This is a genomic window from Kitasatospora sp. NPDC038210, assembly GCF_055600605.1.
On the sequence record NZ_JBVJYK010000018.1, the window covers coordinates 95,610 to 120,698 of the forward strand.

General features: G+C 75.4%; 23 protein-coding genes. 8 read left to right on the forward strand and 15 right to left on the reverse strand.

Going from position 1 to position 25,089, the window contains the following annotated elements; all coding sequences use genetic code 11:
* Positions 1-92 precede the first annotated feature (92 nt).
* Positions 93-1,169: a restriction endonuclease gene (locus tag ACZ7KX_RS30730; RefSeq protein ID WP_470329314.1), complete on the forward strand. Its 1,077-nt coding sequence runs from the start codon at positions 93-95 to the stop codon at positions 1,167-1,169.
* 24 nt (positions 1,170-1,193) lie between these two features.
* On the opposite strand, the gene ACZ7KX_RS30735 is transcribed toward ACZ7KX_RS30730, so the two are convergent.
* The 3 genes from ACZ7KX_RS30735 to ACZ7KX_RS30745 form a co-directional block, all read right to left on the reverse strand.
* Positions 1,194-1,619 carry a cupin domain-containing protein gene (locus ACZ7KX_RS30735; RefSeq protein WP_470329315.1) on the reverse strand — a complete coding sequence of 142 codons (426 nt, stop codon included), beginning with the start codon at positions 1,617-1,619 and terminating at the stop codon, positions 1,194-1,196.
* 115 nt (positions 1,620-1,734) lie between these two features.
* Positions 1,735-2,487: a Mut7-C RNAse domain-containing protein gene (locus ACZ7KX_RS30740; RefSeq protein ID WP_470329316.1), complete on the reverse strand. Its 753-nt coding sequence runs from the start codon at positions 2,485-2,487 to the stop codon at positions 1,735-1,737.
* A 123-nt stretch (positions 2,488-2,610) separates the two neighbouring features.
* Positions 2,611-3,945, reverse strand: coding sequence for an MFS transporter (locus ACZ7KX_RS30745; RefSeq protein ID WP_470329317.1), 1,335 nt, complete (start codon positions 3,943-3,945; stop codon positions 2,611-2,613).
* A gap of 420 nt (positions 3,946-4,365) precedes the next feature.
* Between ACZ7KX_RS30745 and ACZ7KX_RS30750 the strand changes: the two genes are divergently transcribed.
* Entirely contained in the window at positions 4,366-6,762 is a 2,397-nt protein-coding gene (locus tag ACZ7KX_RS30750; RefSeq protein WP_470329318.1) for a xanthine dehydrogenase family protein molybdopterin-binding subunit, read from the forward strand.
* Between the two features lie 113 nt (positions 6,763-6,875).
* Positions 6,876-7,343 (forward strand): (2Fe-2S)-binding protein, encoded by a 468-nt coding sequence (locus ACZ7KX_RS30755; protein WP_470329319.1) that lies wholly within the window; start codon positions 6,876-6,878, stop codon positions 7,341-7,343.
* A gap of 69 nt (positions 7,344-7,412) precedes the next feature.
* On the opposite strand, the gene ACZ7KX_RS30760 is transcribed toward ACZ7KX_RS30755, so the two are convergent.
* The 7 genes from ACZ7KX_RS30760 to ACZ7KX_RS30790 form a co-directional block, all read right to left on the reverse strand.
* Positions 7,413-8,018, reverse strand: a complete 606-nt coding sequence (locus ACZ7KX_RS30760; RefSeq protein ID WP_470329320.1) for a TIGR03086 family metal-binding protein — start codon at positions 8,016-8,018, stop codon at positions 7,413-7,415.
* A gap of 149 nt (positions 8,019-8,167) precedes the next feature.
* Entirely contained in the window at positions 8,168-8,923 is a 756-nt protein-coding gene (locus tag ACZ7KX_RS30765; protein ID WP_470329321.1) for an SDR family NAD(P)-dependent oxidoreductase, read from the reverse strand.
* Between the two features lie 170 nt (positions 8,924-9,093).
* Positions 9,094-9,768, reverse strand: coding sequence for a class I SAM-dependent methyltransferase (locus ACZ7KX_RS30770; protein ID WP_470329322.1), 675 nt, complete (start codon positions 9,766-9,768; stop codon positions 9,094-9,096).
* A gap of 197 nt (positions 9,769-9,965) precedes the next feature.
* A complete protein-coding gene (locus tag ACZ7KX_RS30775) occupies positions 9,966-10,721 on the reverse strand; it encodes a transglycosylase family protein (RefSeq protein ID WP_470329323.1) in 756 nt (251 codons plus the stop codon).
* A 556-nt stretch (positions 10,722-11,277) separates the two neighbouring features.
* Entirely contained in the window at positions 11,278-11,946 is a 669-nt protein-coding gene (locus ACZ7KX_RS30780) for a response regulator transcription factor (protein WP_350521083.1), read from the reverse strand.
* 164 nt (positions 11,947-12,110) lie between these two features.
* Positions 12,111-13,781 (reverse strand): sensor histidine kinase, encoded by a 1,671-nt coding sequence (locus ACZ7KX_RS30785; protein ID WP_470329324.1) that lies wholly within the window; start codon positions 13,779-13,781, stop codon positions 12,111-12,113.
* Positions 13,782-13,906: 125 nt separating this feature from the next.
* Entirely contained in the window at positions 13,907-16,435 is a 2,529-nt protein-coding gene (locus ACZ7KX_RS30790) for a SpoIIE family protein phosphatase (RefSeq protein ID WP_470329325.1), read from the reverse strand.
* Positions 16,436-16,529: 94 nt separating this feature from the next.
* Here ACZ7KX_RS30790 and ACZ7KX_RS30795 point away from each other — a divergent pair, with 94 nt between their 5' ends.
* The 3 genes from ACZ7KX_RS30795 (at position 16,530) to ACZ7KX_RS30805 (ending at position 19,053) form a co-directional block, all read left to right on the forward strand.
* Positions 16,530-16,859 carry a DUF4326 domain-containing protein gene (locus tag ACZ7KX_RS30795; RefSeq protein ID WP_350521052.1) on the forward strand — a complete coding sequence of 110 codons (330 nt, stop codon included), beginning with the start codon at positions 16,530-16,532 and terminating at the stop codon, positions 16,857-16,859.
* Positions 16,860-17,068: 209 nt separating this feature from the next.
* The gene (locus tag ACZ7KX_RS30800; protein WP_470329326.1) at positions 17,069-18,388 is read left to right on the forward strand and encodes an outer membrane protein assembly factor BamB family protein; all 1,320 of its coding nucleotides are present in this window, start codon (positions 17,069-17,071) and stop codon (positions 18,386-18,388) included.
* Positions 18,389-18,417: 29 nt separating this feature from the next.
* Positions 18,418-19,053: a nucleoside/nucleotide kinase family protein gene (locus ACZ7KX_RS30805; protein WP_470329327.1), complete on the forward strand. Its 636-nt coding sequence runs from the start codon at positions 18,418-18,420 to the stop codon at positions 19,051-19,053.
* Between the two features lie 104 nt (positions 19,054-19,157).
* On the opposite strand, the gene ACZ7KX_RS30810 is transcribed toward ACZ7KX_RS30805, so the two are convergent.
* The 5 genes from ACZ7KX_RS30810 to ACZ7KX_RS30830 form a co-directional block, all read right to left on the reverse strand.
* A complete protein-coding gene (locus ACZ7KX_RS30810; protein ID WP_470329328.1) occupies positions 19,158-19,991 on the reverse strand; it encodes a DNA-formamidopyrimidine glycosylase family protein in 834 nt (277 codons plus the stop codon).
* A gap of 52 nt (positions 19,992-20,043) precedes the next feature.
* Positions 20,044-20,496 (reverse strand): universal stress protein, encoded by a 453-nt coding sequence (locus ACZ7KX_RS30815; protein WP_470329329.1) that lies wholly within the window; start codon positions 20,494-20,496, stop codon positions 20,044-20,046.
* Between the two features lie 159 nt (positions 20,497-20,655).
* Entirely contained in the window at positions 20,656-21,678 is a 1,023-nt protein-coding gene (locus ACZ7KX_RS30820; protein WP_470329330.1) for a zinc metalloprotease, read from the reverse strand.
* 98 nt (positions 21,679-21,776) lie between these two features.
* On the reverse strand, positions 21,777-22,484 hold the full coding sequence (locus tag ACZ7KX_RS30825; protein WP_470329331.1) for an AAA family ATPase: 708 nt from the start codon (positions 22,482-22,484) through the stop codon (positions 21,777-21,779).
* Positions 22,485-22,684: 200 nt separating this feature from the next.
* Positions 22,685-23,611, reverse strand: coding sequence for an LLM class F420-dependent oxidoreductase (locus ACZ7KX_RS30830; protein WP_470329332.1), 927 nt, complete (start codon positions 23,609-23,611; stop codon positions 22,685-22,687).
* A gap of 152 nt (positions 23,612-23,763) precedes the next feature.
* Here ACZ7KX_RS30830 and ACZ7KX_RS30835 point away from each other — a divergent pair, with 152 nt between their 5' ends.
* Positions 23,764-24,117 (forward strand): DUF6401 family natural product biosynthesis protein, encoded by a 354-nt coding sequence (locus tag ACZ7KX_RS30835; protein WP_470329333.1) that lies wholly within the window; start codon positions 23,764-23,766, stop codon positions 24,115-24,117.
* Between the two features lie 144 nt (positions 24,118-24,261).
* Positions 24,262-25,026 carry an alpha/beta fold hydrolase gene (locus ACZ7KX_RS30840; protein ID WP_470329334.1) on the forward strand — a complete coding sequence of 255 codons (765 nt, stop codon included), beginning with the start codon at positions 24,262-24,264 and terminating at the stop codon, positions 25,024-25,026.
* Positions 25,027-25,089 lie beyond the last annotated feature (63 nt).

Here is a 25,089-nt window from a genome sequence, read left to right on the forward strand (position 1 = left end):
AGCGGAACTGACGGGGCGACAATCCGTCGCCCGCGATTCCCCTACGGTGACGCCTACCTGCACGAATCGTCACCTGCAAGAGGGGGCACTCCATGTCCCGGAGCCGGAAACTCCACCGCCTCGGCAACCCCGACGCCGACGAACGCCGCGCCCAGCGCGTGCTGTTCCGCCACCTGCGCGACGACACCAACGCCAACCGCGGCCGGATGGCCAGGCGCGTGCGCGAGCTCCAGCTCCTCATGGCGATGGACCCCGTCGAGTTCGAGCAGCTCGTGGCCCGGCTGATGGAGGCCATGGGCATGAAGGTCGAACTGACCGCCCGCTCCCGGGACGGCGGGGTGGACGTCCGCGGCATCGACACCGACCCGTTCCGCGGCGGGAACGTGATCGTGCAGGTGAAGCGGTACCGCGACACCGTGCCGCCCTCGGCGGTGCGGGACCTCTACGGCACGCTGCGGCACGACGAGGCCGCGACGAAGGCCGTCCTCGTCACGACCAGCAAGTTCGGCCCGAGCGCCCACCAGTTCGTCACCGGCAAGGCGGTCACCCTGATCAACGGCGCCGAGCTGGTCGGGCTGCTCAAGCACCACGGCTTCCACGAGGTGTTCACGGCCGCCCAGGAGGACGCCTCCGCCGAGGCGGCCGGCCTGGACGGGCTGCCCGCGATCGAGGTCGCCGCCGAGCCCGCCCGGCTCCTGCTGCACTGGACCGGCGCGGAGGAGTACGACATCGCCGCCCTGGTCTGCCGGGGGAACGTCGCGGTGTCGGACGACCACCTGGTGTTCTACAACAACGCCTCCACGCCGGACGGTTCGGTGCGGCTGGTGACCGGCTACGAGGACGCGAACGCCTGCCTGATGGTCGACTTCGACGCCCTGCCCGCCGACGTCGACCGGCTCGTGGTCATCGCCGCGGCCGACACCGGGAACCACCCGGGCTCCACCATGGCCGGATTCGCCGGACCGGCGCTGATCCTGGAGACCGGCACCGGCCAGGACGCCGCCGTGATGCACCTGGCGGACGGCGCGGAGACCAACACCGCCATGCGGCTCGGCCGCTTCGACCGCGACGCCCACGGTGACTGGGAGTTCACCCCGGCCCTCGCCGGGTACCCGGGCGGGCTGCACCAGGCCGTGGTGGCGTACGGCCTGGAGGTCGACGACGCGTAGCGGCGCGGGCCGGCCCGGCCCGCCTCACCGGACGGTCGGCCGCCAGGGGCCGTCCTCGGGGCGGGCCTCACCGTCCGTACCGGGCCAGGGCGGCACGGTGACGGCGGTGATCCGCAGCGGCCCGTCGGAGTCCTCGTCCGCCCGGAACTGGAAGGCGGTGCCGAGCGATATCGACGCGGCGGTGCCGGGCGCGAGCCGTACGGTCTCCTCCCGTGCGCCCTGGCGGCGCCACAGCGCGCCGCTGCCCGCGGTGACCTGCCACAGCTCCTGGACGGTGGCGTGCGACACCGCGTGGGTCACCTGCCCGGGAGCGAGCGTGAACACCGCGAGGCTCCCCCGCCCCTCCAGGACCAGCAGTGGGTACACCGCGGCTCCGTCCGGCGCGGTCACGACGGGGGCGTCCGCGAGGCGCGCGGTGCGGAAGGGGTCGTGCTCCGGTTGGCTGCTCATCCGACGACCTGGCCTCTCCCGCGACCGGTCCCGTGACCGCTCGCGTGACCGAACGACGTGTTCCCGTCCCCCACCGTCGATGGGAACACGGGCACGCGGCGCCCGCCAGGGCGCCTCACCCCGATGCGGCCCCGAGCCGGTCCTGCCCGTCGCCGAAGTCGCGCACGGCTTCGGCGACGATCGCCTCCAGTCGGGCGTGGTGGGCACCGCGCCAGTAGGCCTGGCCGCACTCGGTGCACTGGGCGAAGGCGTCGTAGGAGCGCTCGGTGCCGTCCCGCAGCTGCTCGCGCACCGAGGTCTTGGTGACCGTGCGCAGCGTGCCGTTGCAGGTGGTGCAGCGGCTCCAGGGGGCGAGCGGCGGGGCGAAGCGCGAGAGCACGTCGCGCAGTTGCTCGGCGGGGCGGTGGCTGTAGACGTAGGCGCCGGCCCAGAGTTCGCGGCGGCGCAGCAGGCCGCGGTCGCGCGAGAGCAGGACGCGCTGCTCGGCGGCGGAGCGGGCGGCCAGCGCGGCGTCGCCGATGTCGGGGTTCTCGTACGCGGCGTCCACGCCGAGCAGGCGCAGGCGGCGGGTGAGGGTGCCGAGGTGGACGTCCAGGAGGAAGCGCGGCGGGGTGGCCGAGGGCTGCGGCCTGGTCACCGCGCGGACGTCGATGTGCTCGCCGTCGGCCGGGACGTACGCGTCGGGCACGGCCCGGCCGTCCACCAGCAGGGCGCCGACCTCGGTGAGCGGGACGCCCAGCGACTCGACGACGTGGCCGAGGGTGGAGGTGCCGTCCGTGTGCAGCGCGGTGCGGCCGGCCCGCCGGGGCGCGGAGACGAAGAGGTGCAGCTCAGGGGCGAAGTCGAGCCATATCCGGGGTCTGTCCACGCGGCCAGCATGCCAGTGGGCGGCGGGCCGGTGCCAGCGGTTTCCGGACCGTCCGGCTGCTCGCCCGCCGCACCCCGGGGGGCTCCGCGCGCCGACCCGGCCGCCGCTGCGCCGCTTCGGCCGTCACGCCGCTTCAGCCGCCGCGCTGGCCGTGCCCGGCGTGCCGACCGTGCCGTCCGTGCCCGTCCCGACCGGCGCGACCGGCGCGACCGGCTCCGACGGTGACAGCGCGTGACCGCGGTCCCGCTCCGCCCAGCGGGCCACCGGCCCCATGGCGAACCCGGCCGCGAGGAACACCCCGCCGAGGACCAGCCAGCCCGCCAGGCCCCCGTCCAGCAGCAGCGCGGTGAGCAGCAGCGGCCCGAGGGTGCGGGCGACGGCGACGCCGGTGCCGAAGAAGCCCTGGTACTGCCCGATCCGGTCCGGCGGAGCGAGGTCGAACCCGATCTGCCAGGAACCCGCCGACTGCCGCATCTCGCCGGCCACCTGCAGCACGGACGCAGCGACCAGCAGCGCGCCGACCGCCCACACCGGCACGTCGAGCGCGGACAGTCCGAAGACCGCGCAGCAGGCGAGCAGCAGCACCCCGGCCGAGCGGACCGCCCGCGCCGCCGAGTCCAGCCCGGTGACGCCACGGGCCGCCCGGACCTGGAAGGCCAGCACCGCAAGGGTGTTGAGCACGAACAGTGCCGAGCCGAGCCAGCCGATCCCGGGGGCGCGCTGGGCGATCCAGAGCGGGATGACCAGGCTGAGCAGCGGCATCCGCAGCAGCAGGACGGCGTTGACCAGGGTGACGGCGGCGTACCGCCGGTCGCGCAGCACGGCCAGGCGCGGTCCGGTGCCGGACTCCTGGGCGGCGGGCGGGACTTCGGGCAGTCGCCGGAGCACCAGCGCGCCGACGAGGAGGCCGATCGTGGTGACGACGAAGGCGCCCAGGTACGCGGCCCGGGTGCCGACGCTCAGGGCGATGCCGCCGACGGCCGCCCCGACGGCCAGGCCCCCGTTGAGGGTCGACTGCAGGTGGGCGAGCAGACCGGTCCGCTCGCCGGGCGGCACCAGACCGGCGACCAGAGCCTGCCGGGCCGCGGTCAGTCCGGACTGCGCGGTGGCGTAGAGGCAGACCGCCAGCAGGAACGACGGATAGGAGCGGATCACCAGGAAGGCGACGACCACGGCCGCGGCCGCCAGCCCGAGCGCCACCGCCGTGCGGCGCGGGCCGCGCCGGTCGGCGAGGTGGCCGAGCGGGACGGCGGCGACGGAGCCGAGCGCCCAGCCGATCGCGAGGCCGAGGCCGAGGGCGGTCGGTGACATGCCGACGACGCGGGTGAAGTAGAGCGCGGAGCAGGTGTAGTAGGCGCCGTCGCCCACCGCGCTCGCCAACTGGGCTGCGGCCAGGGTCCGCTGGGGGCCGGCGGGCGGGAGGAGGCTGCTCCGCCGGGCGGCTCGGTCGGTCGGCACGTCTCTCCTCCACGGGGTGACCGGCCGTCACTGTCCGCCCGACGGCTGACCGTCCACCCCCGGACGGGCGACATCACCGATTCGACGAGCGGCGCGCGGGCCGGGAGTTCACAACCGTCGGCGACGGTTCGGCTCCTACCCTAGGCCGAAACTGGCCCATCCGACAGGTCCAATGATCAAGGAAGTTCTTGGGCCACTTCCGCGGGTCGCCGCACCGCCGACCGAGCGCTGAACCCTCGTACGACAGAGGGTCGTTGGGCTCGCCAGGCCCTTCGGGAACGTTCCGGCCGAGCCGTTCCCGCGCCCCCGCAGCGCCGTCCGTACCCGTTCCGAATCCGCGCCCACCGAACGTTGCAAAAGCCCGATCGCCCAAGCCGGGGGCCAACTTTGACCGTGTTGACCCGTCAGTAGCGCCCTTTTATGCTCAACGGCGTTCGCGATCCGGCACCGGGGCCGGGGCCGCCGTGCCCGCCCGATCCGGCGCCGCCTCCGGCACGAAGGGTTCCTCCCATCAGTACCTCCGTCGCGCCCTCGGACTCCACCGGCCACCCGGGCGATGCCGGACCCTCCGCCGAACCCGCCGGCCGCCGCCGCTTCCTCACCTACCTGCTGGCCGCACCCACCCTCACCGTCGCCGCCCGCCTGGGCCTCGACGCCACCGACCCCGCCACCGCGCGGGCCGCCACCCCGGGCGCCGGGCAGGCCGCCGCGCAGGCCGTCCACGCCGCCGCGGCCGCCGGGTCCGCCGCGCCCCCGCAGCTGCTCGGCCTGCCCGGCATCCCCGACATCGTCGACCTCGGCGACGCGATGATCCTCGCCGGGCTGCCGACCTCGCACCTGCTGGTCCTCGAACTCACCCCCGCCGGACGCGCCGTGCTGTACCTGCCGCGGCTGGAGGTCGGCCAGGGCCTGACCACCGCGATCGCGATGCTGGTCGCCGAGGAGCTCGACGCGCGGCTCACCGACGTGGACGTACCGCTCTCCGACGGCCGTCCCGAGCTGCTCTTCAACCAGCTGACCGGCGGATCCAACTCCATCCGCTCGCTGTACGACCCGGTGCGCGGCGCGGCCGCCGCCGCCCGGGCCCGGCTGGTGACGGCCGCCGCCAGGCGCTGGAACGTTCCGGCAACCACGCTGCGCACCGCCGACTCCGCCGTCCTCGCCCCCGACGGCCGCCGGCTCGGCTACGGCGACCTCGCCGTCGACGCCGCCGCCGTCTCCGCGCCCGCCGTCCCCGCCGTCCCGAAGGCCGCCGACCGGCCGCGCCTGGTCGGCAGGCCGACCGGCCGCATCGACGCCCGCGACATCGTCACCGGCCGCGCCAAGTACACCGGGGACCTGCAGATCCCGGGCGCCGTGCCGACCGTGGTCGCCCGCCCCACCACCGTCAACGGCACCCTCAAGTCCCTGGACGCCTCCGCCGCCCGCGCCATGCCCGGCGTGCTCGGCGTGGTGCAGGTGCCGAGCGGCGTCGCGGTCCTCGCCGAGACCTTCGACCAGGCGCTCAAGGCGCGCGACGCACTGCGCACCACCTGGAACCCGGGCCCGGTCGCCGGGCTCTCCACCGACGACGTCAGGAGCCGGCTGCGCGCCGCCCACGCGCCGTTCCTCCCCCCGCCGCTGCTCGCCCAGCACCTGGACGCCGAGTTCGACTTCGCCTTCGTCAACCACGCCCCGATGGAGGTGCTCACCGCCATCGCCGACGTCCGGCCGAACCGCGCGGAGCTGTGGTTCGCCGCGCAGAGCCCGATCGTCGCCCAGCAGACCATCGCCGCCGAACTCGGCCTGCCGCAGAACGCCGTCACCGTCCACGTGGTGCGCGGCGGCGGCTCGTTCGGCCGGCGGCTGTTCTTCGACGCCGCCCTGGAGGCCGCCCGGATCTCCAAGGCCGCCGGCCGCCCGGTCAAGCTGATGTGGACCCGCAACGACGACATGCGCCACGGCCGGATGCGCCCGGCCAGCCACCACCGGATCCGGGCCGTCTACGGCCTCGACCACGTGCTCGGCTGGGAGCACCGCGCCGCCGGCGTGCAGACCGACTTCGGCCACGGCCTCGGCGAGGCCCTCACCGCCGCCGGCTACAACCTCCCGCTGGCCGGGCTCACCGCCTCCGAGGCGTTCTTCCTGCTCACCGAGAAGAACCCGTACGACGTCGGCGTCCCCGTCCAGTTGCTCGCCGAGGTCCCGCTGGAGCTGCACACCGGCAGCTGGCGGTCGGTCTACTCGGGCACCGTCCGGGTCTCCGACGAGATCGTGATGGACGAACTGGCCCGCCGGATGGGCCAGGACGAGGTCGCCTTCCGGCGCGCCCGGCTGCGCAGCGCCGCCGGCCGGGCCGTCCTGGACACCCTCGCCGCGAAGGGCGGCTGGGGCCGTCCGATGCCGCCCGGCCAGGCCCAGGGCGTCGGCTACCACGAGGAGAACGGCGGCACCGCCGCCTACCTGGTCGAGCTGGACGCCACCGACCGGGCCAACCCCCGGGTCACCAAGGCGGTGATCGCCGCCGACGTCGGCCGGGTGATCAACCCCACGGGACTGGAGGCCCAGTTGACCGGCGCGCTGGTCGACGGCATCTCGGTGATCCTGCAGGCCGGCAACCACCTCGACAACGGCGCCTTCCGGGAGGGGAGTTACGGCGACTTCCACTACGCCCGGCAGCGGCACACCCCGCCGGTGGTCGAGATCCACCTGATGCCGCCGAGCGGACCGCCCGGCGGCGCGGGCGAGTTGGGGGTCCCGGCCGCCTCCGCCGCGGTCGCCAACGCCTACGCCCGCGCCACCGGCACCAGCCCGCGCTCCTTCCCCGTCAACTTCTGACCGCCCGGAACCGCGAACGCCCGGCACCGCATCCGCCCTGAGCCACGAACGTCCGGCACCGCGAACGTCCGGCGCCGCCCCCCGACCACCAGAGCCGAGGATCCCGACTCCCCATGTCCACCCACACCTTCGTCCTCAACGGGCAGCCCGTCACCGTCGAGGCCCCGGACGACATGCCGCTGCTCTGGGTGCTGCGCGACAAGCTCGGCGTCACGGGCCCCAAGTACGGCTGCGGGGTGGGCGTCTGCCGCGCCTGCACCAGCCACCTCGACGGCCAGGAGTTCCAGCCCTGCACCCGGTCCGTCAAGGACTGCGCGGGCCGCACCGTCACCACCATCGAGGGCCTCGCCGACGGCGACACCCTGCACCCCGTCCAGGAGGCCTGGCTCGCCTGCGACGTCGCCCAGTGCGGCTTCTGCCAGCCGGGGCAGATCATGGCGGCGGTCGCCCTGCTACGCCGCACCTCGGATCCGACGGACGCGGACATCGACCGGATCCAGAACGTCTGCCGCTGCGGCACCTACCCGCGGATCCGGGAGGCGATCAAGCAGGCGGCGGTCGCGCGGCCGGCGAAGCCCTGACCGTGGTGCGCCCCCGCCCGGTCGCGGGCGGGGGCGCACGCACCCGTCGGCCGGTCCGCCGCCCCCGCGCTACCCGGTGACCGGCGCCGCCGGATCGCGCCCGAAGAACGCGGCGAGCCGGTCGTACGGCGGCGCGTCCTCGGGCACGGCGACGGCCGGGCCGAAGGCGTGGTGGTCCTCCTCCGTGCCGCGGTACTCGGGCTTGAGCGCGCCCTCGGCCCAGGCCAGCGCGGCCAGCGCCACCTCGTGGTCCAGCCCCTCGGTGGACTGGTCCGATGACCGCGCCAAGTCCCATCCGTGGACGGCGAATTCGGCGACCTGCTGGTCCACCGGGAAGCGGGCCGGCAGGGTGCCGAAGCCGGGGACCTCCAGCGTGCCGCCGAGGTCCCCGGCCGCGCGCCAGGCGTCGACCAGTTCCTCGGCCCCGGCCTCGAAGGCGTGCAGCCAGTCCTCCTCGACCCGCGCGAAGGGCTGCGACCAGTCCGGCTGCCCGCCCTTCGCCCGGACGGTGAACTGCCGCAGGTCGTGGAGCAGATGACTGACCAGGTCGCCGACGTCCCAGGAGCGGCAGGGCGTCGGGTGGCCGGCCAGCTCGACGCCGGTGCCGTCGATCAGCCCGGCGGTCTGCGCGAGGGCCCGGGCGAGCAGTCCGATCGGGTCTTCCGCTGCGGTCATGGCACACCTCTCGGTCGGGGCACATCGGTCGGGGCACGGGTCGTGCCGGGCGATCGTAAGCGCGTGCGCCGACGACCGCCCGGCACGACACCGCGCCGGCCCCCGCTCCGACCGGGTGCCGGACGCCGGCCAGCCGGCCACCAGGGCCGTCAGGCCCCGACGCCGCCGTCCACCGCCAGCTCCGCACCCGTCACGTAACGGCCGTCCTCGCCCACCAGGTAGGCGACCGCGGCCGCGACCTCCGCGCCGGTGCCGAAACGGCCGAGCGCGGTGAGCCCGCGCTGGAACTCCGCCGACGGGCCGTCGGCCGGGTTCATGTCGGTGTCGATCGGGCCCGGGTGCACCAGGTTGGCGGTGATCCCGCGCGGGCCGAGCTCGCGGGCCAGCGCCTTGGTGAGCCCGATCAGCGCGGACTTGCTGGTCGCGTACAGCGTGGCGCCGGGGAAGGCGACCTGCTTGGCCACGCAGCTGCCGATGGTGACGATCCGTCCGCCCTCGGCCAGGTGCGCGGAGGCCGCCTGCGCGAACAGGAAGGGCGCCCGGACGTTCACCTCCAGCACCCGGTCGACGTCGTCCAGTGCCACCTCGCCGATCGGGCCGACGGCGCCGACGCCGGCGTTGTTGACCAGGACGTCCAGCCGTCCGAACCGCTCGACGACCGCCGCCACCACGGCCTGCACCGCCTGCGGATCGGCGCTGTCCGCGCGGACGGCCCAGCCGGTCCGCCCCATCGAGGTGATCTTCGCGGCGACCTCCTCGGCCCGCTCCGCGCCGCCCTGGTAGGTCAGCACCACGTCGGCGCCGTCCTCGGCGAGCCGCAGGGCGACCGCCGCTCCGATCCCCCGGCTGCCGCCGGTCACCAGGACCACCTTGCCGTCGAGCACCGCGGTTCCGTTCATCGTCATATCTCCAGAACTCCTCGTTCCGATCTCGGACATGACTCGATCCTGGTCCGCGGCGCCGCGGACCTCCGGCGGTATTCGGACGTTGCGTTGAACCTTCAACGATGCCACGCCGTACCCCCCGCCCACGCCGTACCCCTCGCCCGCGCCGCGCGCCCCGGCGTGCGCGCCGGCTACCGGTAGTACGAACCGACGGCCGGCTGCCCCGTGTAGTTCGGCCCGGCGCCCGGGTCGGCCCCCGCGTAGACGAAGGGCAGTTCGACCGGCCGGCCGCCGTCCAGGACGAGCAGGTGCCGCCGTGCCCGGTACCCGAACCCGGCCGCCCGCAGCGCCGCCACCACCGGGCGGGCCGCGCTGCTCCCGTCCGTCCGGCGCACCGACTCGGGGTCGAAGTGGGCGACGAACCGGCCGTCCGGAGCCAGCCAGGAGGCGGCGCGGGCGATCGCGCCGAGCTGGTCGCCGAGGTAGTGCAGGCCGTGCACACAGGTGATCAGGTCGTACGGCCGGTCCGGCGCCCAGTCCGAGACCGCCGCGGTGACCAGCCGCAGGTGCGGCAGGGCCGCCCCGTCCGGCGGCGGGGCCATCGGGCCGACCAGGTCGACTCCGGTCAGCTCCGCACCCCCGGGCGGCAGCTGCCGCGCGGCCTCCGCCAGCGCCAGGCCCTCACCGCTGCACAGGTCCAGCCAGCCCGGCACCGCGGCGTCGCGCTCCCGCAGCCAGGCCAGCGGGTCGAAGCCGAGCGAGCGGGCGTAGCTGTTCACCCCGCTGAGCCCGCGCTCGCGGTTCATCGTGCTGTTCGCCACCACGGAGGTGGCGATGAGCTCGTCGTCACTGATCAGTCGGACCATCAGCCGACCCTACCGGCGCCCGAGGTGTCATCAGGAGGCCGGGAAACGCGTCGCGCCGAGCGGCCGCCCCGGGCAGGGGGCGGCCGCTCGGCCGAGTGGTGCGGGACTCCGCCGGAGGCTGGGTCAGGCCCTCGGCCGAGTGGTGCGGGACTCCGCCGGAGGCTGGGTCAGGCCTTCCGCCGGATGGTCGGGCTGCGTCAGACGGTCAGGGTCTGGCCCGGGAAGATCAGGTCCGGGTTGCCGCCGATGACGCGCACGTTCTTGCGGTAGAGGCCGTCGGTGTCGACGCCGAACTTGGCGGCGATGTCGCTCAGGGTGTCGCCGCTCCTGACGGTGTAGCTCCCGCTCGCGCTGTTCTTCTCGGTGGACGGCGCGGACTGCGCCGGCTTGGCCGACGGCCGGCCCGCTGCCGGGTCGGCGGCCCTGGGCGCCTGCCGCCCGGCCGCCGCAGCGAACGTGTCGACGGGCTTCGCCGCCCGCGTCGCCGGCTTGGCGGGCTTCTCGGCCGGCTTGGCCGCGGGCTTGGCGGCCGACGGGGTGTCGACGGCGGCCGGGGCGCCGCCCCTGCTCAGGCCCGCCCTCTTCGAGCAGACCGGCCAGGCGCCCGGACCCTGCGAGGCGAGGACCTTCTCGGCGACGGCGATCTGCTGCGCCCTGGTCGCCTGGTTGGCCTGGGGGGCGTACGCGGTGCCGCCGTACGCCCTCCAGGTGCCGGCGGAGAACTGCAGTCCGCCGTGGAACCCGTTACCGGTGTTGATGCTCCAGTTGCCGCCGCTCTCGCACTGGGCGACGGCGTCCCAGACGGAGGCCGGTGCGGCGGAGGCCGAGGTGGCCGTGACGAGGCCGACCACCGGCAGGACCGCGACGGCGGCTCCCGCGACGACCGCCAGCCGCACGCGGTTGCGCTGGGTGGTGGTCTCGGTGGCAGCGGTGGTCTCGTGACGGGGATTCATGCGGATCCTCTCGACAAGCCCCGGGCGGGCAGGCGGAACCAGGCCCGGGACATGGGCCGGTGGTGTCCGCTCACCTCACTCGACGGGCGGCCGGGCACGCGTCGGACGTGCCGTGCCGCCCCGGTCACCTCCGCTCGCCGACGGGGCCTGGACGAGCCGGCCTGCTCGGCGGGCACCGCCCTGGCGCCGTGGGTCAGTCGGCGGGCGGTGCGTCGGGGTGAACCCGGGTGGCGCTCGTTGCGCCGCCAATGAAGCTAGGGGCAACCCCGGGGCTCAGCAAGCAATTCTTGGACGTCGCAGGTCAGTTGACTGTTACCGGCGGTATCGATCAAGAAAGGGTGACCGGTTCGACCAGGTTTGACCGTATTTACAAGATCTAACGATCAACTCCCGTGCCCTCACTCACATCTGTCCGTTCGTCAGAGACGGCACACCATCAACTCATCGCAACGGATCACTGACGGACCGTCACCACGGCATCCGGAGTTCCCCGCTCCGAGCGGCCGCCGAGTGGTGTCCGCCACACCCGCTACTTGACGTGAGCACACGAACGCGCTCAGTTCCGTCCGTCGAGCTCCGCGTCACGCGCCAGCAGCGCCGCCTGGACCCGGTTCTCGCACCCCAGCTTGGCCAGGATCCGGCTCACGTAGGTCTTCACCGTCGCCTCGCTCATGTGGATCCGGGCCCCCGCGTCGGCGTTCGACAGGCCCTCCCCGAGCAGCGCCAGCACCTCCAGCTCGCGCCCGGTGAGCACCTCCAGCCGACGCCGGGCCGCGGCGCTGCGGGCGGCCAGCGAGCCGCTGCGCCCGGCCGCCAGCGAGTCGACGATGTGCCGGGTGGCCGCCGGGGACAGGAAGGCGTTGCCGCCGGCCGCCGCCCGGACGGCCTGGATCAGCTCGTTCGGCGCGGTGTCCTTGAGCAGGAAGCCGGCGCCGCCCTCGGTCACGGCGCGCAGGACGTTCTCGCGCTCCCCGAAGGTGGTGAGGATCAGCGCCCGCGCGCCGGGGGCGATCCTCGCCAGCTCCCCGAGCGCCGTCAGCCCGTCCATCACCGGCATCTGGATGTCCAGCAGCACCACGTCCACCCGGTGCGACCGCGCGAGCTCCAGCGCTTCCCGCCCGTCGGCGGCCTCGGCGACCACCTCGATGTCGTCGGCGGAGCCGAGGATCATCCTGATCCCGGCCCGGATCAGCGGCTCGTCGTCGGCGACGAGGACTCGGATCACGCTGGTCATTCCCCTCGTATCGAACAGTGCTTCGGCTGCGGCACCATCCTCACATCTCCGCCGACCGGCCCGGACCACCCGTCCGGGCCGGGAGGGGTCCGCCCGGAAGGGGTCGGTCCGGGCCGGGTCGGTCCGGGCCTGGCCCACGGACCGGGCCCGCGCGATCAGCTCTTGGCGACGTAGTCCTGCTTGTCCACCAGCACGCCGTCCTTGAAGCAGAACCGCGCCACGTGATCCTCGTCCCAGGCCTCGCCGGCCGAGCCGGCCAGCAGGTACCACCGGCACTGCGCGCCCTCCGGCGGGGTCGGGCCGCTCTTCCGGTAGTCGTCGGTGAAGAAGCCGTTGCCGGACGGCAGCTCTTGCAGCACCGCGGCCTCGGCCGTGCCGGCCTCGATCCGGTCGTACACCGGCCGGCGGACCGTGGCGTCGTGGTTGCCGTCGATCAGGGCCACGATGCCCCAGACCACCAGGCCCAGCAGGACCACCCCGACCGCCGCCACGCCGACCGCGCAGCCCATCGCCGGGCTCCGCCGCTTGTCGGCCACCTCGTCGGCCGACGGCAGGCCCTCGAACATCCAGTCGTCCGCACCGGCATCGGCGGCGGCGCCCTCCTGGCCGCCCTCCGCCCCCTCGTACGGCAGCACGGCGGCCAGCCGGAAGCCCTGCTCGGGCGTCGGCCCGGCGTGCACCATGCCGCCGACCAACCGGGCGCGCTCCCGCAGGCCGGTCAGGCCCTGGCCGCCGCTCACGGCCTGGCCCGCTCCGGAGCGCACGCCCACCAGCTCCGGCGCGCGCGTGTTGGTCACCTCCACCACCAGGGCGTCCGGCTCGTACCGGAGCGCGACACCGATCGGCGCACCGGGGGCGTGCTTGTGCGCGTTGGTGAGCGCCTCCTGCACGATACGGTACGCCGCGTGGTCGACCGCGGCCGGCAGCGGGCGCCGCTCGCCCTCCCGGTTGAGCGACACCTCCGCGCCGGCCGCCCGGGAGGACTCCAGCAGCCCGTCGATGCCGTCCACCCCGCCCCGGGCGGCGGCCGCGGCCGCCGCCCCCACCGGGGGCGGCGCCGCCGTCGACTCGTCGTGCAGCACGCCGACCACCTCGCGCAGTTCGCGCATCGCCGCCACCGCCGCCTGCCGCAGCACGCCGACGGCCTCCCGCTGCCGGTCGGTGAGGGCGCGGTCCACTTCCAGCGCGCCCGAGTGCACCGAGATCAGCGCCAGCTGGTGGCCCAGGCTGTCGTGCATGTCCTGGGCGATCCGGTGCCGCTCGCGCAGCCGCGCCTGGTGCACCAGCATCGCCCGCTCGCGCACCAGCTGGTCGTTGCGCTCGCGCAGCGCGTCCAGCAGCGCACGCCGCTGCGCGCGGTAGCGGCCGTAGAGCGCGGGCAGCACGGCGAGCACCAGGTAGCCGCCCAGCGACAGCCCGAGGACCAGCTTGGGCGAGGCCGTGGAGGCGTCCGCCAGCACGCCGGTCACGGTGAACAGCACCCAGCCCGCGACGAAGGCGGTGACCAGCGACCAGACCCGCTGGATCCTCGCCCCGGCCGCCCAACCCGCGCAGACCAGCAGCAGCACCGGCCCGGCCGACCACCCGGCGGCCGCCGAGGCCGCCAGCAGCACGGTGGTCGGCAGCCCGCGCCGCAGCACCCACAGCACCGCGACGCCCAGGCCGAAGGGCACCGCCAGGCCGGTGCCGGTGGCGGCCTCCAGCAGCGCGGCCAGGCCACCCATCAGCAGGGCGAGCAGGGCCTGCCCCACCACCCGCCGGGGCCGCCAGGGCCCCGGCAGTGCCGTCCGTACCGCCTTCTTCCAGGCCCGTGCGATCGCATTCACCCGTCGAGGCTAACCGGCCGGTCGGGACGCCCGCCGTCCTCCTTCGTCGCCACCGGCGCCGACGAAAGTCTGAGGCCGGCGACGTCGGCAACCAACGGCGACGGCGACCGCAACGACGCGGTGGCTCAGCCGAAGGCCGTCAGCAACAGCGCCACGTCGTCCACCCGGCGGGTCGAGCCGACCTCCTCCAGCAGCCGCTCGGCCGCCTCCTCCAGCCCCTCCCCCTCCGGGCCGCGGGCCATCGCGGCCCGCAGCCGGTCCACGCCCTGGTCGATCGCCACCGCCGGGTCCTCCACCAGCCCGTCCGTGTACAGGGCGAGCACCGCGCCCGGGCGCAGCCGCAGCTCGCCGACGGGGTACTCGGCCCCTTCGTCCACCCCCAGCAGCGGCCCGCCCGCCATGTACAGCGCCTCGGCCCACCCGTCCGGGTGCCGCAGCACCGGCGGCATGTGGCCGGCCCGGGCGATCCGGGCGGTGCCGTCGGCCGGGGTGAGCCGGACCAGGCAGCAGCTGGCGAGCAGTCCGGGGTCGAGGTCGAGCAGCAGCCGGTTGGTGTGGGCGAGCACCTGGTCGGGCGGGTCGCCGCCGGTCGCGAAGGCGCGGACGGCGCTGCGCAGCTGGCCCATCGTGGCGGCGGCGCCGACGCTGTGGCCCTCGACGTCGCCGATCACCAGGGTGACGTCCCCGTCGGTCACGATCGCGTCGTACCAGTCGCCGCCGATCTCCATCCCCTGGGTGCCGGGCAGGTAGCGGGCGGTGATCCGGATGCCGGGCACCTCGGGCAGCCGGTGCGGCAGCAGCGCCTGCTGCAGGCCGCGGGCCACCGTGAACTCCGCGTCGTACAGCCGGGCGCGCTCCAGCGCCTGGGCGATGAAGCCACCGAGCGCGGTGAGCAGGCCGCGCTCCTCGACGGTGAACGGGCGGGGGTGGTCGAAGCCGAGGATGCAGCTGCCGACCGGGCGGCCGGAGGCGATCAGCGGCAGGAAGGCCCAGGCCCCCATCTCGTCGAGGGCGAGGCCGGGGTAGGCGGTGGCGAGTTCGCGCACCGACTCGAAGAAGATCGGGGTGCCGGTGCTGAGCGCCTCCGCACCGGGGACGCGGGCGTCGGTCGGGGTGCCCTCGAAGCCGTCCAGGAAGCCGTCCGGGTAGCCGGTCTGCGAGACGAGCTGCAGCCGCTGGTCGCGCACCGTGTAGATGGCGAGTTCCTGGCCGCCGAAGGCCGGCAGGATCTCCTCGGCCACCGCCCGGCACACGTCGCGCACGGTGACCGCCTCGGTGAGCGCGCTGGCCAGCTGGAGCAGGTGGTGGGTGCCGCCGACACCGGTGCGGGTGACGGGCGGCGGCGAGGCCGGCGGTTCGGCGGCGCCCGGCGGGGGCTCGGCGGCGACCACCCGGCCGGTGACGCCGTGCCCGTCGGGGTAGAGCGAGAAGGCGAGCCAGCCGTCCGGCGGGCGGGCGGCCAGGAAGGCGGTGGGGCGCTGGGAGAGCAGGGCGGCGCGGTAGCGGTTCTCGTAGAAGGGGTCGGCGAGCCAGGGCAGCGCGTCCCAGGGGTGCCGGCCGACCAGGTCCTCGCGGCGGGCCCGCAGCAGCGGTTCGGTGGCGTGGTTGGCGTAGCTGATCCGGCCGTCCAGGTCGAGCGAGAAGACGCCCTCGCGCAGCCGCTCGACGGCGGCCGCGGCGGCGGTCAGGCCGCTGACGTCGAGCACCGCGCCCACCAGGTGGGTCCGCCCGTCGGAGATCGCCGCGGGCACCCGGGCCCACAGCTCCACGGGGTACGGCAGGCCGTCCGGCCCGAGCACCCGGACCCGGGCGGACAGCACCTCGCCCTGCTTCAGCGCGGTGCGGGCGGCGGCCCGGAACTCCGGCAGGTCGCCGGGGGCGATGCGGCGGTTCAGGGCGGTCACGGTGCCGTCGAACTCGCCCGGCCCGAAGCCGAAGATCTCGCGGAAGTGCTCGTCGGCGGAGAGCGCCCCGGTGGCCACGTTCCAGTCGAACAGCCCGACCCGGGTGATGGGCACCGACGGCGACGGCAGCTCGACCACGGCTGTCTCCCCGCCCGGCTCCACCGACTGCCCGGCCTCCTCCAACTCGGCCAGCCCGTCGCCCAGTTCGGCCGCGGCAGCAGCGAGCTGCGGGCCAGACGACTCCGGCACCCCGTCGTCCGAGGCGGGCCACAGCACGCTCAGCACCCCGAACCGCTCGCGGTCGTGCTCCACCGCCACGCAGGCGGACGCGAAGTCGTACGGCAGGCCGACCGCGAGCTGCGGGAAGCGCCGCATGGTGTCCTCGCCGTCGGAGAGCACGATCGCGTGCCCCGTCCGGAAGCAGACCGCGACCGGCAGCGGCCCGGCCGCCGCGACCCGCCGGAACGGGCTCATCACCGACAGCGGCACCCCGGCGACCGTCCGCAGCACCAGCGACCTGCGGTCCCGTGACCGCAGGTGCACCATCGCGCCGTACGCCCCGGTGGAGCGGAGCACCCGGCGCACGGCGTGCGCGATCAGCTCGTCCCGCCGGTACTCGGCCGGCCGGCCCTCCCGGGGCCCGGCACGCGGGCCGCCCCGGCGCGCCTCCGCGTCGGCCCCGGGCTCCCGCGGCCGGTCCGACCCCGGGCGCGCCCCAGAGGCCCCACCGGTCGCGTGCGGATGGTGCATGCTCTTTTGCTACGCCGGGCCCGGAACCGTGTCAAGGCGGGGCCGCCCCCGGCCCGAGCTGCCCGGCCACCCCGCTTGCACCACCATGGACGACATGCCCCGCACGAGCCGCACCACCGTGGTCAACCTCAAGGGCCACCGCGACGACCCCGACTACCGGGACGTCGTCTACGTCGGCCGCGCCGCGCACCGCGGCGGCTGGCACCTCGCCGAGTCCCCGCTGCACTGCCCGTACCACCCGGGCCCGGACCTCACCCGCGAGGAGATGGTCGTCAAGTACCGCGACTACCTGCTCGCCCGCCCCGACCTCCTCGCCCTCGTCCCGCCCCTGCGCGGCCACCGCCTCGCCTGCTGGTGCGCACCCCTCCCCTGCCACGCCGACGTCCTCGCCGACCTCGCGGACCACCCCCCGGAGCAGCACTGACGCCCTCCCCGAGTCAGGGCCGGCCCGGGAAGAGGTCGGGTGCGATCGTCCCGGCCGTCACGGCGCACCTCCCCCGGGCCGCCGGGCGGGCGGACACGGCGTGCCGCAGCCGGATCGGGGCCTCACGGGTCTCGGACCGTTCGGGGGCGGTTCGATATCCTCCGGGCGGGTGGCGGCGCGGGACCGCCGGGTGGGGAAGCGAGAACGTCATGCAGTCGCCGTCGTCCGAAGGGGCCTCCGAGCGCGGGGCATCGTGGCAGTGGGACGGGGAGGAGCGCGGCGACGGCGAGGCGTCCGCGGACGTGATCGGCGGGGGCTGGGACGGGTCGCGGCCGAGCCGGCGCCGGCTGCTGATCGGTGCCGGGGTGCTCGCGGCCGGCGGAGCCGTTTGGGCGTTCGGCCGTTCGGGTGCCGACGGTGCGCTTCCCGCGCCGGTGCCGACCGGGCCGCCCACCGCCGTCTCCGGGCCGACTCCCGCCTGGACGTACCGCGGCGCCGACGCGATGACCCCGGAGCGGCTCACCGACCCGCCGAACCGTCCGGTCTACCTCTCCCGGAAGGGCCTGCAGGTCCTCGACCCCGCCCGGGGCACCGCCGCCCGGCTGCTGGTCCTCGACCCGCCGCAGACCCGGGACTGGCCCAGCGACCTCGACATGCTCGGCAAGGTCGTGTCCGGGCCCGACCACCTCTTCACCACCACGTACCGGGGCCACCTGGAAGCCCGCCACTTCACCGACCCGGCCGGCGACTGGAGCCTGCCGCTGCCCGACGACCTGCAGGGCCAGGTCCGGCTCACCGGCTACGACCGCAGCATCGTCTACGGCTGTTCCTGGGGCCGCCCCCGGCCCGACGGCACCGCGCCGGACAACCGCCTCTTCGCGCTGCGGGTCACCGACCGCTCCGTCCTGTGGTCCGTCCCCACCGCGTCCGAGGAGCAGCCGGTCACCCCCGCCACCGGCATCGGCGGCCGGCTGCTGGCCTGCGTCCGCTTCGTCGGCGGCCGCGCCGAGCTGGTGGCCCGGGACGCCGCCACCGGCCGGGAGCTGTGGACCGCCCCCGGCGACGAGGACCTGCGCTGGTGCGCCACCGGCTCGCAGGACGTCTACGTCCCGGACGGCAACGGCGGCGTGCGCATGCTGCGCCCCACCGGCGAGCCGGGCTGGACCTACTCCCCCGGACGGGGCGATTCCTGGCGGGTGCTGCCGCCCGTCCCGGACGGCCCCCGGGTGTACGTCGCACGCGACCACGGCACCGTCACCGGCCACGACGCGACCACCGGTGAAGTGCTCTGGACCTGCCCGCTGCCGTTCCTGCTGGACCGCCGCAGCCGTCCGCTGGTCGTCGGCGGCACGCTGTTCGTCCCGGGCACCTCGGTCGGCGGGGTCAGCGCGATCAACACCGCGACCGGCGAGCTGAGGTGGACCTTCCGCGACTCCGGCCCGGGCAAGGACGCCTGGACGCTCGCCGCCGACGGCAACCGCCTCTACGCGGGCCACGACGACGTCCTGCACGCCCTCCCGCTCGCCTGAACGGCCCCACGAGACGGCAGGATGACCCGATGCAGGTACGCCCGATCTCCCCCGACAACCTGGCCGAGCTGCTCGCCGACCGCATCACCGCCCTGCCCGACGCCGACGGGCGCCGGCTGCGGGTGGCCGTCGACGGCGCCGCGGCCGCCCGCCCCGAGGCGCTCGCCGACGCCCTGGTGGAGCCGCTGCGGCTGCGCGGCCGCCCCACGCTGCGGGTGTCGGCGGCGGACTTCCTGCGCCCGGCCTCGATCCGGCTGGAGTACGGCCACCACGACGCGGACGCCTTCCACGACCTCTGGCTGGACGACGGCGCCCTGCTGCGCGAAGTCCTCGACCCGTTGGAGCCCGGCGGCAGCGGGCGTGTCCTGCCCTCGCTGCGCGATCCCGTCACCGACCGCTCCACCCGCGCCCCGTACACGCTGCTCCCGCCCGGGGGCGTGCTGGTGCTGGACGGTCAGCTCCTCCTCGGCCGCTGGCTGCCGCTGGACCTGACCGTCCACCTCGCCCTCACCCCGGCCGCCCTGGCCCGCCGCACGCCCGACGACCGCCGGTGGACCCTCCCCGCCTTCGCCCGCTACGACGCCGAGACCGTGCCCACCGAGCTCGCCGACATCACCGTCCGGATGGACGACCCCCGCCACCCCGCCCTGGTCGAGCAGTCCTGAGCCGGCCGCGGGGGCGGGACGCGGGCCGGCGGGACTGCGGGCCGGCGGGACTGCGGGACTGCGGGACTGCGGGACTGCGGGCCGGCGGGACTGCGGGCCGGGGCTCAGCGCCCCGGCGCTCTTCCCCGGCCGGACCGGGCGCCGACCGGGGCGGGGCCGCGCTGGCAGTACGGGCACCAGTACACCGCCCGGTCCCTCGGGGGCGCGCCCTGACGCCCGCTCACCACCGGGGTGACGCAGCGCGGGCAGGGCCGTCCGGCCCGGCCGTAGACCCAGTGCTGGTGGCCGGGCCTGGTGTCGCCGGTGGTGATGTGGCCGGGGCGCAGCTTGTTGGCCTCCAGCATCTGCCGGGCGCGCTCCACCAGCCGGTCGGGGTGCGGGAGTTCGCCGACCTCGGTCCACGGCGTCACGCCGGCCACGAAGCACAGCTCGTTGGCGTAGACGTTGCCGATCCCGGCCAGGTTGCGCTGGTCGAGCAGGGCCTCGATCACCGGGCGGCTCGGGCGGGCGAGGAGCCGGCGGACGGCCTCGACCGGGTCCCAGTCGGGGCCGAGCAGGTCCGGGCCGAGGTGGCCGACGATCCGCCGTTCGTCGGCGGTGCGCAGCAGCTCGACCACGGGCAGCCGGTAGCCGACGGCGGTGCCCCGTTCGGAGCCGAGGACCGCGCGGATCTGCCAGTCGGGGCCGCCGCTCCACTGTTCGCCGGGGCGGTAGACCTCCCAGCGGCCCTCCATCCGCAGGTGGGTGTGCAGGGTCAGACCGCCTTCGAGGCGGGTGAGCAGGTGCTTGCCGCGCGGGGCGACCTCCAGCACCCGGCGGCCGGCGAGGTCGGCGGTGGCGTGGGCGGGCACCCGCAGGTCGGCGCTGGTCAGCAGTTGTCCGGCGAGGGCCTCGCGGAGCCGGGCCGCCTCGCGGTAGACGGAGTCACCTTCTGGCATGCCTCCATTCTGGTCCGCGCGGCGGCCCGGCGGGTCACCGTCCCCCGTCGCACTACTCCGATGCGGCGTGCCGCTCGCGGACGACGACGACCGGGCACGGCGCGTGCTCGGTCAGGTGGCGGCTGACCGAGCCGAGCAGCACGCCGGAGAACCCGCCGAGGCCGCGGCTGCCGACGACGACCAGCGCCGCGCCCGCGGCGGCTTCCAACAGGGCCCGGGCGGCGTTGCCGGGAATCACGCGCTCGCTGATCTGCACGGCCGGGGCGGTGCCGACGACCTTGGTGACGGTCGCGGAGAGGGTCTTGCCGGCGAGTTCCTCGGGGTTGACGACTTCGAGGTTCGGCACGCCCTGCCCGGCCCAACCGTAGAAGGCGGGGTACTCCCAGGCCGCGATCGCGTCGATCGTCCCGCCGACGGCCTCGGCGTAGTCGACCGCCCACTGCAGCGCCTGCTCCGAGGCGGGCGACCCGTCGACGCCGACGACGATCCGGGGAATGGCACGCATGGCCTTGCTCCTTCGGTTGCTCCTGGCCGGTCCCGACCGTACGAACATAGATCAAATCGGACATACAGCCGATATCTGCCACACCGACAGCGGCGTGGCGCATTCGAATCCTGTGCGGGCGGCCACCGAGCCGCGGCTACGACTGTGGCTACGGCTGGTTCAACTGCGGTACGCAGCCCAGGAGTTCGCCATCCGCTGGACCTGCCCGGGGGTGAACTGGCTCATGCAGGAGTCGTAGGCGTAGTCCATGTAGTTGTGGATCGGGTCGAGCCCCGCGGTGGGGCAGGTGTCGCGGCCCTCGGGGCAGCCGAAGGTGGCGCTGCGCTCGGCCGGGGTGTCGTCCACGTAGTCGCCCGGGGTCAGGCAGCCGCCCTGGAAGGTGTGGAGGAGGCCGAGCCAGTGGCCGATCTCGTGCGTGGCGGTGTTGCCCTCGTCGTAGTGGGTGGCGCCGCCGCCGGGCAGTGAGGCGTCGAGCACGACCACACCGTCGTCGGTCGGGTTCGACCGGTACGTGTCGGGGAAGGTCGACCAGCCGAGCAGGGACTGGCCGAGCCGGGCGGTGTAGAGGTTGAGGGCGCCCTGGCCGCCCTTGCGCAGGGCGGTCTTCATCGCGCGCTCGGCGGTCGAACCGGGCGTCATGCCGGTGTACCAGGAGGCGTTGTCGGTGCGGTCGGTGCCGGCCAGCTCGAAGTGGAACGGGGTGGGGGTGTTGCCCGCGCCCTGGCCGCCGTAGGTGGCGTTGAGGTGGTCGATCTGGGCGGCGACGGCGCCGTCGTCCAGCTTCCCGGCGTCACCGGCGTGGATCACGTGGACGAAGACCGGCACGGTGGTCGGGGCACCGATCCGGGTGCGGGCGGCGCCGAGGGCGGCGAGCCGGTCGTCGAGGTCGGCCTGCATCGCCCGGGCCCGGGCGGTGCTGACGGCGTTCGGGTCCTTCCCCGTCTGGCTGCCCGCCGGCTTCCGCGCGGCCACCCCGTCGCCCGCGCCGTCGCGCGTGCCGTCGCCCGTGTCCGTGAGGGCGTCCGCCTGGGCGGTGCCGTCGCAGGCGGTCGTCGGGGCGACGGCAACCGCGCGCGGCGGCGCCGGTGCCGCGAACTGGCTCAGCCCGGCGGCGGTGACCAGTGCGGCGGCGCAGGGGAACAGGCGGGGGGCACGCGAGCGCACCCGGGCAGTACGGCGCATCTGCGCTCCTGACGGGGGGAGTCGACGGGGTCTCGGCCGCGCCCGGGCGCGCTCCGGCCGGACCCGCCGGCGCGAGGCCCGGCGCGGACTCGCCGAGACTACGACGCCGTGAAGTCGATCTCCCGCAGGGCGCGCGCGGCGGTCCGGTCGAGTACCACGGCCGACGCACACCCGGCCGGCAGCCGGCCGGCCCCGAGGATCCGCCGCCGAAGCCGCTCGACACCGGAGCGGTGCCGGGCGAAGGCGTAGCGCGAGACACCGCGCCCGCGGCGCAGCTGCCCGTCCAGCGCCTCGGTCGGGTCGACGTCGAGCAGCAGCAGGTGCACCCGGCGGCCCTGGCGGGCGGCGCTGCGGGCGAGCCAGGCCCGTACCCAGGGCAGCGTGCCGCAGTCGTGCACCGCGAGCGCCCCGCCGTCCAGGACGGCGCGGCGCAGCCGGCGGTAGTGCGCGAGCCGGGCGAGCGGGCGGTAGAGGGCGTACGGGAGACGGCCGGGCAGTCGGGCCGCGTACTCCTCGCGGACCAGCTGGGAGTCGACCAGCGGGGCCCGGACGCAGCGGCGCATCAGGGTGCTCTTGCCGCTGCCGGGCAGACCCGTCACGACCAGCAGGTCCCCGACGGGGTAGCGCAGGGCGGCCGGACCGCGTCCGCGCAGTTCGTGCAGGGCGGGCGGGTCGTGCGACGGGGGCAGGACGACGCGTTCCCCGGCGGTGCGCGGTGGCGGCAGCTCCGGTGCCGCCACCCGCGCCGTTCTCGTCCCGCTCACCGGATCTCCCCCCGCCGTTCCCTCCTCAGGAGCATGGCGCATTCCCAAGAGCGAGTAAAGGGCGGAGGTCGGAGCGGGTACGGACGGCCCTTTCCGGGAGCGGTCCGGCGACCGGAGCGGTGACAGGACCGGGCCCGTTTCCGGACCTTTCCGACACCGACGGGCGCCGGCCGGAGCCGTCCGCACCCGGCCGGACCGGGCTGCTCCCGCGAGGGGCAGCCGGAGCCGGCCGGCCGCGATCGTCAGCCGAGCTGCGGGGCGATCCGGGAGGCGATCAGCTCCAGGTGGTCGAGGTCGTCCAGGTCGAGGATCTGCAGGTAGACGCGCTCGCTGCCGACGGCCGCGTACCGGCCGATCCTCTCCACCACCTCGTCCGGAGTGCCGGCCAGGCCGTTGGCCTTCAGCTCGTCGACCTCGCGGCCGATGGCGGCGGCGCGGCGGGCCACCTCGGCGTCGTCCCGGCCGACGCAGGCGACCAGCGCGTTGGAGTAGACCAGGTCGTCGGCCGAGCGCCCGGCCCCCTCGACGGCCGCGCGGACCCGGCCGAACTGGGCGGCGGAGTCGTCCACCGAGGCGAACGGCAGGTTGAACTCGTCGGCGAAGCGGGCGGCCAGCGCCGGGGTGCGCTTCGGACCGAGGCCGCCGACCAGCACCGGGATCCGTTCCTGGGCGGGCTTGGGGAGCGCGGGCGAGTCGGTCAGCGTGTAGTACTCGCCGGCGAAGTCGAAGGTGTCGCCGAGCTTGGTGTTCCACAGCCCGGTGATGATCGCCAGCTGCTCCTCCAGCCGCCCGAACTTCTCCTTCGGGAACGGGATGCCGTACGCGCTGTGCTCGGCCTCGTACCAGCCGGCACCGAGGCCGAACTCGACCCGGCCGCCGCTCATCGCGTCGACCTGGGCCACCTGGATCGCGGTGACGCCCGGCAGCCGGAAGGTGGCGGCCGTCATCAGGGTGCCGAGGCGGATGGTGCGGGTGTCGCGGGCGAGGCCGGCGAGGGTGATCCAGGCGTCGGTGGGGCCGGGCAGGCCGTCGACGTCGCCCATCTTCAGGTAGTGGTCGGAGCGGAAGAAGGCGCTGAAGGCGCCGAGCTCCTCGGCGGTGCGGGCCACCTTCAGGAGGGTGTCGTAGCTCGCGCCCTGCTGGGGTTCGGTGAAGATACGAAGATCCATGCGGACCATTCTGGTACAGACCACACGGTCGTGAGCGCAGGGAACCGGCCGAACCACGGAACGTACCGGACCTCCGCACGGGTGGCCAAGGTCTCAGCACGGAACCGTCACGGCCGTCCGCGCCCGCTCCCGGCCTCGCCTACCGTGGACGGATGTTCGCGACCCCCGACGAGTACTCCCGGCGTTCCCCCGACGAGCCGGCCGGCTGCCCGCTGCCCGGCATCGTGACGGCCTTCACGCCGCGGCTGGCCGAGTTCGCCTTCGAACCCGGGTTCGTCGCGGCGGTCGACCAGCACGCCTCGATGCTGCGCGAGCTGCTGTACGCGCAGGGGTCGGAACTCGCGCCCCGGCCGCTGGACCGTGCGGAACTCTCGGACTACGCGCTGGGTTTCCTGGACGCGCTCAGCGAGATCGGCTGGCGGGAGCCGGTCGGCTACGACTACGCCGTACTGCGGCTCACCGCGATCTGCTGGCTGGTGCGGGAGCAGGGCCTCCTGGAGGTCTGAGGCCCGCCCCGCCCGACGCCTCCCGGCGCGGAGGCGCCGGTGTCCGGGACGGTCCCCTCGGGTGACCGGTCCCGCGGTCCGCACGCGTACAGTGGCGGTCCGGGGGACGGGCGACGGGGGCGGAACGGACGGGACGGTGCGGCAGTGAGCGGTACGGCGGCGGACAGCGCGGTGGGGCACCGGGCGCTGCACTGGCGGATCCGCCCGGAACGGGCCCGGGCCGCTGTCCTGGTGCTGCACGGCGGCGAGGAGCACAACCTCGCCCGGCCCGGCCGGATCAACCTCCCCCTGCTGCGGATGCACGGCTTCCTGCGCGCGCTGGCCAGGGCCACGGCGGACGCCGACGTGGCCGTCGCCACCGTCCGCTACCGGCACCGCGGCTGGAACGGCGAACGCGCCGACGCCGCCCGGGACGCGCGCGCCGCGCTCGACGAACTGTCCGCACTGCTGGGCCCCGTCCCCACCGTCCTGATCGGCCACTCGATGGGCGGACGCGCCGCGCTGCAGGCCGGCGGCCACCCGTCCGTCACCGGACTGGTCGCCCTCGCCCCGTGGTGCCCCGCCGAGGACCCGTGCGAACAGCTGGCCGGCCGGAACGTGCTGATGCTGCACGGCGACCGCGACACCGTCACCCTGCCCGCCGACACGCGCGCCTTCGCCGCCCGCAGCCGCGCGGCCGGCGCCCGCGTCTGCGGCTACACCGTCACCGGCAGCGGCCACGCCATGCTCCAGCGCATCCCCGACTGGCACCGCGCCACCACCGGCCTCGCCACCGCCCTCCTCGGCCTCCACCCCCTCCCCGCCGAGACCGCCTCCGCCCTCGCCCTCCCGCCCACCTCCGCGGAGGCCCTCACCCTCCCCCTCCCGCGCCAGCCCCGCCGCACCCCGCCCCTCCCGGCCAACCCCTGACCGGGCGACGCCCGCCCCGGGCCGGCCGCGTTCCGGCCTCCCTGCACCACCCTTCGGCAGTTC